The organism is Bacteroides timonensis, from assembly GCF_000513195.1.
Lineage (GTDB): Bacteria > Bacteroidota > Bacteroidia > Bacteroidales > Bacteroidaceae > Bacteroides > Bacteroides timonensis.
The window spans coordinates 1-7,450 of record NZ_CBVI010000138.1 but is presented as its reverse complement, the minus strand read 5'-3'; the positions used below and the strand labels follow the sequence as shown (position 1 = coordinate 7,450).

Sequence of the window (7,450 nt, the reverse complement as noted above, 5' to 3'; positions counted from 1 at the left end):
AGCCGTGTTGGAATTTCCCGACACGGCTTTTTTATTTATAGTATGTTATTTATTTCGTTTTTTTCAATACTACTGCTGTACGGGCAGGAATATATAACTTCAACCATTCCTTCTTCTCTTTTTCATAAAGAGGATCAGCAATAGTGAAATGTTTTACAGTGTCATCAGCTAATCCATTACCGCCATAAGCAGGATTATCCGTATTCAATACTACTTCATATGTGCCCGGAGAAACTAGGAAGCCATAATCGGTAAATGACTGTTTCGGATTGAAGTTGAACACAAAGACATAATCCTTACGCATGTATGCCAATATTTGGTCGCCGTCATTATGCCAGATTTCCTGAACAGGTGTTGCCTGAAAAGCTTTCACGCTCTTAATGATTTTGAGCATATCCGCATCAAAGTCGGCCATATAGTGGTAAGTAAGATTCTTGTTATCTACCAGATCCCACTGACGGCGGGCATACTTGCATGACCATCCATTACCCTCACGTGGAAAATCAATCCATTCGGGATGACCGAATTCATTGCCCATGAAGTTAAGATAACCACCATTGATAGTACTTGAAGTCAGTAAACGTATCATCTTGTGAAGAGCAATACCACGATTCACTGTGTAGTTTTCATCACCTTTCTGCATATGCCAGTACATATCGGCATCTATCAGACGGAAGATAATCGTCTTATCGCCCACTAATGCCTGGTCGTGACTTTCTGCATAAGATATGGTCTTTTCATCTTTACGACGATTGGTTACTTCCCAGAACATGCTGGATGGTTTCCAATCTTCGTCTATTTTTTCTTTGATGGTCTTGATCCAATAATCGGGGATATTCATCGCCATGCGGTAGTCGAAACCATAGCCGCCGTCTTCAATTTTAGCTGCAAGACCGGGCATTCCCGATACTTCTTCAGCAATCGTTATTGCTTTGGAATTTACTTCGTGGATAAGTTTATTGGCAAGTGTCAGGTAGCAGATGGCATTATCGTCCTGATGGCCATTGAAATAGTCTCCATAATTACAGAAAGCTTCACCCAATCCGTGACTAAAATAGAGCATAGATGTTACACCATCGAAGCGGAAACCGTCGAATCCGTATTCCTCAAGCCAGTACTTACAATTAGAAAGAAGAAAATGGATAACTTCATTCTTTCCATAGTCGAAACAAAGTGAGTCCCAAGCTGGGTGTTCACGTCGTGCGCCGGGGTAGAAGTATTGATTCGGATCACCGGCAAAATTGCCCAACCCTTCTACTTCATTCTTTACTGCGTGAGAATGAACGATATCCATAATCACTGCAATTCCCAATCCGTGTGCAGTATCGATCAACTCCTTCAGTTCTTCCGGAGTACCGAAACGGGAAGAAGCGGCAAAGAAACTGGATACATGGTAACCGAAACTACCGTAGTAGGGATGTTCCTGGATTGCCATAATTTGAATACAATTGTATCCGGCTTTAGCAATGCGCGGAAGAGTCTTTTCACGGAACTCATTATAAGTTCCTACTTTTTCTTCCTGTTGCGCCATACCGATATGGCATTCGTAGATAAGCAAAGGATCCGTATTAGGCTTGAATGTACGCTTCTTTACTTTGTATGGCTTTTCCGGTGCCCAGACCTGCGCACTGAAAATCTTGGTTTGTTCGTCTTGTACTACCCGTGTTGCCCAGGCAGGAATACGTTCTCCACAACCGTCTTCCCAATGTACAATGAGTTTGTATAAGTCTCCGTGTCTCATGGCATCTGCTGGGAGTTTGATTTCCCAAACACCATAATCCTTACGTTTCAGACTGTACTTCTTCAGTTCTTTCCATTCATTGAATGTGCCCACAATAAATATTTCTGTGGCGTTGGGTGCCCATTCACGGAAAATCCAGCCGTCAGCAGTACGGTGAAGTCCGAAATATAAATATCCCGAGGCAAAATCAGACAAAGTCTGTTTCCCTTTGTTCGTCAGTTCAGCCTCTTTGTCTAATACATGCTGATGACGGCCTTTGATGGCATCTTCGAAAGGTTCCAGCCAGGGGTCGTTTTTGATCAAATTCAATGTTTCCATAAAGGATGAGTTTTTGATTGATTGGATTATTATGCTTTCACTTTCACAATGACTTTCTTCACACCGTCAGGAGAAATGCCGGGAGCATGTCCGTCTTGAGGGAAAAATATAGCAAACATTCCAGGTTTTACAGTGATATAAGTTTCAGCCAGTCCTTCGAAGAAAGTAATATCTTTCTCTGCATTGTAGGGAGCATTAGCCGGTACGCAATCTTTTCCTGCGGTATAACCCATTACTTCTGCACCGGAGAGAGGAATCTGGATATCTATAAATTCATTGTGTGTTTCCAGTTTGGCTTGTTCTTTAGCTTTAGGGGTAGTTTGAGCTACGTTTACAACCAGGTCTTTACCTTTCAGTTCGGTTTTGCCAACTTCCATTGCGTTCAAGTCATGTGATTGCAAGAATTCAATAGCTTGGGCGAACAAGGGGTTCAACGATGCATATTTTTCTAAATTTTCTAATCTATCTACTACCATAGCTTTAATGTTTTAAGTTAGTTATATTATTATCAAATTTTATTCAAAGTCGTCAATCGTGTAATTCAGAAAATCAGCAAAAGGTTTCATTTGCTTGAAGATTTCCGCCGTACGATCCACGCAATCGGGTGCCAGAAAGAAGCTGTCCGGTTGATTGCAGTAGCAGGTATATTCCTTGCATTTCAGATATTGTACATATTCAAAATCCTTTGGAAACCCTTTGGGAGCTGTTTTCAGGAAGTCTTCGCCTATCACCGGGAAGTATTGCTTGAAATCCGGATTTTCAACTATACCGCGAAATTCGTCTATGTTATCATACACTGCCTGTCGCACGGCTTTCAACGTCTTAGGAGGCAGGCAATAGCTACCACCTGCCAACAGACAGTTGCCCGGTTCAATGTGAACATAGTAACCGCAGTGGTCTGATTTCTTACCGCGGGCGTTGATGTATCCGCCCAAATGAGTTTTATACGGGGTCTTGTCCTGCGAAAAACGCGTATCACGATAGATCCGGTAAGTACAGTCTTTGACTTGAACGCCACGAATACTTTCATCGAAAAGCGAGATACGGGTAATTATAGCCGATAACAGGTTCTCAAATTCCCCACGGGCTTCTTCATACAAGTCCTTATGAGCATTGAACCATTCGCGGTTATTATTAGCGGACACTTCTTTCAAGAATTGAAAAATAACAGGGATGTTCATATTGGTATTTTCCTTATTATCTGACAAAATTACGCATAATTTTCCTAACATGCTACAAACAGGGACAAAAAAAGCATCGGCTCTGGTAAACCGATGCTCCTTACACATTTATCAATCAAACAGACGCTTCTGTTTTTGATGTACTTACTTATCACAAGCGGGTACAGTCTCCTTTAATTAATCTTATATCTAATACTATGAAAAACACAATAATATAACACGTCTCCACAGAAAAAGTTCGAAGGGGTATGTGTGTTTTTATCATTTGTTTATATCTTTGTAGAAAAATTATACGAACATATGGAATATAAATATGATGAAGAAAGTGTGAATGCCCTGATGAAGTGGGCTGAGAACGCACAGTTACCCAAAGAGTTACAACTAAGTGAGGCCGAAAATATTGTGAATCTTAGACAATATGTGGTGGCAAATATAAACGATATCAAAGCGCATTATCCGGATGAGTTTTACAATCCGGCCATTACGCGTCTGTACAGGCTGAAGGAAAAACTGGAAGGAGAAAGCACCACGGAGTAACATAGAGTTCCACAGAGTAATCTTTATTCGAAAGAATCCTTATTACTCTGTGGAACTCTATGTTACTCCGTGGTGAAAATTTTATTATAACTTGATTTTCAATATCTTTCCACTATATCCTTCTACTGAAATTTCCGTAGCCTTATAAGGCAGCAAACTAATACTTTCCGTCTTTCCGGTTAGCAAATCTACTGCCGGATAAACATCCATTTGCGGTATTTGCAGGAAATCAAAGGCATGAGAAGGTACATTGATAGCTACATCTACTGAAATGTGGTCAAAGTTTACGATAATGAACAATAACTCTTTTCCGGCTTTGCGTAAGAATGTGTATTGTTTGTGCTCATTGAAGCGCCAGCCATTTGCGTTGGCATACATCAGATCAAAGAATTCTCCTTCAGTGATTGCTTTTTCTTTGTTGCAAAGCGTCAGGATGCGTTGGTAGATACTATAGATGTGTTTTTGGTCTTCCGTCAGCATCTTACCGTCGAATTTTCCACCATTTCGCCAGCGACGAATGGTATCCACGCTCCAATAATCAAAAATAGTGGTACGCCCATCTCTGCCACTGAAGCCTTCGCTATCCATGCCCAGTTCACCGAATTCCTGCCCGAAATAAATCATCATCGGATTGGTATTCATACAAGCTGAAACAATCAGTCCCGGAACAGCTTTACGCGGATTTCCGGCAAAGAAATCAGAAGCAATGCGCTGTTCGTCATGGTTCTCCAGGAAATTCAGCATTCGTTTCTCGATGCCACCCAGACTTTGCCAGGAACGGGTAATGGCCGTAGCCGAATCATAGCCACAAATCACATTGCGAAGCGTATCATAAAGCCCTACCTTATCATATAGATAATCAAATTTTCCGCGGAATATGTAATTTTGATATTCTGCCGGATTATAAACTTCTGCAATGAACAACAAGTCAGGATGCTTTTCTTTCACTTGCGGAATCACCCATTCCCAGAATTCAACCGGAACCATTTCCGCCATATCACAACGAAAACCGTCGATATTCTTGTCTGCCCAGAAAAGAAGGATATCCAGCATCTTTGTCCAGGTGTCCGGAGTGGGATTGAAGTGACAGGTTCCACCATTCTGATAGTCCACTCCATAATTCAGCTTCACGGTTTCGTACCAGTCGGTGATGTTGGGATAAGCATCGAAGCGATTGTTCCCCGTAGCTTTGGCAGGACATTCTTTATAAGGTTCCGCAGCCGATCCTTTCATATCGAACTGACCGTGCAATTCAGATTGAGGGATATAGTAAAAATTATTATATGGGCTGAAAGGGTAATTAGGGTCATCATTTGCACCCAACTGTGAAGTTCCGTCAGGTTGTGCATCCGAATGATATTGGCGGGCAACGTGATTCGGAACAAAATCGATAATGACTTTCAGACCGCTGCGATGAGTACGTTGTACCAGATTTTCAAATTCCTTCATACGTTCCGGTACATCGTTTGCCAAGTCCGGGTCCACGTCATAATAATCCTTGATGGCATAAGGAGAGCCTGCTTTGCCCTTAACAATAGCCGGATGATCGGGACGTATGTTGTAACGGCGATAATCCGTTTGCGTGGCATGCTCTATGATACCGGTATACCAAATATGGGTGGCTCCCAACTTCTTTATTTCATTGAGTGCCTTGGCTGTAAAGTCCGCCATTTTACCGCATCCGTTTTCCGTTATGTTCCCGTTATTGATGCAGTGATTATGATTGTTACCAAACAAGCGCGTAAACACTTGATAGATAATCATTTTTTCATCTTTCCCCATTCTATTTTTTATTTTATGATTTGATAATTACTTTCATCTTTCCAGATGGTTCCCTGATCCGCTTTCAACTGATCCAGAAGAGTGTTAGCGGCATTGTATCCCTGCATAAATATCTCTTCTGCTTTTTCCAGTTCGGTATTGCTGTATCCCTCCAGATTATACGGTTCTATTAATAAATCCGCTTTTTCCCGTTCGGGGAACGTATTGGCACGGAACATGAAGTGGTAGGAACGCATGGCAATACTTACAATATTCATCTTATATTTGTTCGCCAGTAGCGGACTAACATTTACTGCCACCACTTTACTGCAAACACGTCGGATGGTAGATACAGGTAAGTTCATAAACACCCCACCATCTACATAATGCGTTCCTTCTATTTTTACAGGAGAGAAGAGGACGGGCATACAGCAGGAAGCTGCCACACGTTCGGCAATATTCCCTTTGTGGAAATGCACCACACGTCCGTGATCGAGGTCGGTTGCAGTAATGATGAGAGGTATTTGCAATTCTTCCATCGTCTTTGCTTTCAGATTGGTTTTCAGGAAATCAATAAATTCGCCTAACTCGAACAAGCCCACTTTCGGTATGACTAATTTGGTCAGGTCCTGGAACTTATGCCCGGAGAAGTAATCTAGTACTTTATGCGGTTCGTTACCGTCTGCATAAAACACGCCTGCCAAAGCTCCTGCACTTACTCCCGAAAGGATATTTGGTTTGATGTCATGTTCCAACAATGACTGCATCACGCCCAGATGCGCAAAACCCTTGATAAAACCACCGCTCAAAGCATATCCTATAGGATATTTGTTCGTAAACCAATTATTTGATGTTGCCTCCATGTAAAAAATCTACCATATATTTGTTCGCCACGAAATTAGTGATTTTATCGTAGGTTGAAAGTAAAAAGGGAGAAAAATGTGCTAAGTATAGAGAAAAAGCAACGCCTGCCCCCAATTTATACAATCGAAGACAGGCGTCAGTGGGAATCGGGAAAATATTTAATCAAAAGCCGAAATCATCTACCTGAATTTCTTCCTGATGATTATCGGTGAAGGGTTTAGCCTCTTGCTGTACGGCATTTCCTTCGATGTATACGGCGCGGAAAGGGCGGGCAGGGCAGACATATTCACAACCGCCACAACCTACACAAATTTCCGTATCTATATGAGGAATTGTCAATCCGTCCTTGAAAGGAATCATCGACAGAGCTTGCGTAGGACAATGTTCCGAACAAGCTCCACAACTGGTTCCGTCACGGTAAACGATGCAGTTCTCTTCGATGAAGACAACTTTACCCATCTGTGTCAGGTGTTTCTGCTCTTTCGTCAGTGGCAGGATAGCTCCATTCGGACAAACATCCCCGCACACGGTACAATCAAAATTACAGAAACCCTTTTCAAAGAAAACGGTCGGCTGCATCATTCCTCCTAAACCATACTCCATAAAAGCAGGCTTCAGTACATGAGAGGGACATTTGCTGATACACAGGTGGCACGAGGTGCAATGTGCCTGAAAATGTTCCAGACTGATAGATCCCGGCGGTGTTATAGGCGTCTGACGTTTATCACTTTTCATCCCGGCTGCCGCAGCCGCTACGTTCTGCGCTTGTGCCATTACTTTGGGAGTTGCGGCGGCAGTTGTCAGCCCGACAAGTAAAAAACGGCGTTTGGAAGCGTCAGTCACCTGTTTCTCTGTTTTGAGGGGAGTGGTATAACTAAGTGCGTTCTGGCGACATTCACCCAAGCAATCGAAACAATCTACACAACGACTGTAGTCAATAATCTGTTCCGGGCTATTAATACATGAGGCTTTGCATTTAGTGGCACACAGTCCGCAATGATTGCATTTTTCTGTATCGATGCGTACTTTAAACAGAGAGAAGCGGCGT

General features: G+C 42.4%; 7 protein-coding genes. 1 reads left to right on the top strand and 6 read right to left on the bottom strand.

What is annotated here, in order from left to right; translation table 11 throughout:
- Positions 1 to 49 precede the first annotated feature (49 nt).
- From BN161_RS24275 to BN161_RS24265, 3 genes are read right to left on the bottom strand one after another with little or no spacing between them, the layout of a single operon-like run.
- Positions 50 to 2,059: an alpha amylase C-terminal domain-containing protein gene (locus BN161_RS24275; protein WP_044271170.1), complete on the bottom strand. Its 2,010-nt coding sequence runs from the start codon at positions 2,057 to 2,059 to the stop codon at positions 50 to 52.
- A 29-nt stretch (positions 2,060 to 2,088) separates the two neighbouring features.
- A complete protein-coding gene (locus tag BN161_RS24270; RefSeq protein ID WP_044271169.1) occupies positions 2,089 to 2,535 on the bottom strand; it encodes a YhcH/YjgK/YiaL family protein in 447 nt (148 codons plus the stop codon).
- 39 nt (positions 2,536 to 2,574) lie between these two features.
- Positions 2,575 to 3,240: a DUF2461 domain-containing protein gene (locus BN161_RS24265; RefSeq protein ID WP_007218413.1), complete on the bottom strand. Its 666-nt coding sequence runs from the start codon at positions 3,238 to 3,240 to the stop codon at positions 2,575 to 2,577.
- A 300-nt stretch (positions 3,241 to 3,540) separates the two neighbouring features.
- Between BN161_RS24265 and BN161_RS24260 the strand changes: the two genes are divergently transcribed.
- Positions 3,541 to 3,777: a DUF6965 family protein gene (locus BN161_RS24260; protein ID WP_022393546.1), complete on the top strand. Its 237-nt coding sequence runs from the start codon at positions 3,541 to 3,543 to the stop codon at positions 3,775 to 3,777.
- Between the two features lie 84 nt (positions 3,778 to 3,861).
- Here the strand turns inward: BN161_RS24260 and BN161_RS24255 are convergent, their stop codons facing one another.
- From BN161_RS24255 to BN161_RS24245, 3 genes are all read right to left on the bottom strand, one after another.
- On the bottom strand, positions 3,862 to 5,559 hold the full coding sequence (locus tag BN161_RS24255) for an alpha-amylase family protein (protein ID WP_044271165.1): 1,698 nt from the start codon (positions 5,557 to 5,559) through the stop codon (positions 3,862 to 3,864).
- Positions 5,560 to 5,567: 8 nt separating this feature from the next.
- On the bottom strand, positions 5,568 to 6,401 hold the full coding sequence (locus BN161_RS24250; RefSeq protein WP_044271162.1) for a patatin-like phospholipase family protein: 834 nt from the start codon (positions 6,399 to 6,401) through the stop codon (positions 5,568 to 5,570).
- A 163-nt stretch (positions 6,402 to 6,564) separates the two neighbouring features.
- A partial coding sequence (locus BN161_RS24245) for a 4Fe-4S binding protein (RefSeq protein WP_044271159.1) occupies positions 6,565 to 7,450 on the bottom strand: 886 nt, incomplete at its 5' end.

Excerpts from the sequence above, each read along its gene's own strand:
- BN161_RS24260 (WP_022393546.1), top strand. The coding sequence starts at position 3,541 with ATGGAATATAAATATGATGAAGAAAGTGTGAATGCCCTGATGAAGTGG.
- BN161_RS24255 (WP_044271165.1), bottom strand. The coding sequence starts at position 5,559 with ATGGGGAAAGATGAAAAAATGATTATCTATCAAGTGTTTACGCGCTTG.
- BN161_RS24270 (WP_044271169.1), bottom strand. The coding sequence starts at position 2,535 with ATGGTAGTAGATAGATTAGAAAATTTAGAAAAATATGCATCGTTGAAC.
- BN161_RS24275 (WP_044271170.1), bottom strand. The coding sequence starts at position 2,059 with ATGGAAACATTGAATTTGATCAAAAACGACCCCTGGCTGGAACCTTTC.
- BN161_RS24265 (WP_007218413.1), bottom strand. The coding sequence starts at position 3,240 with ATGAACATCCCTGTTATTTTTCAATTCTTGAAAGAAGTGTCCGCTAAT.
- BN161_RS24250 (WP_044271162.1), bottom strand. The coding sequence starts at position 6,401 with ATGGAGGCAACATCAAATAATTGGTTTACGAACAAATATCCTATAGGA.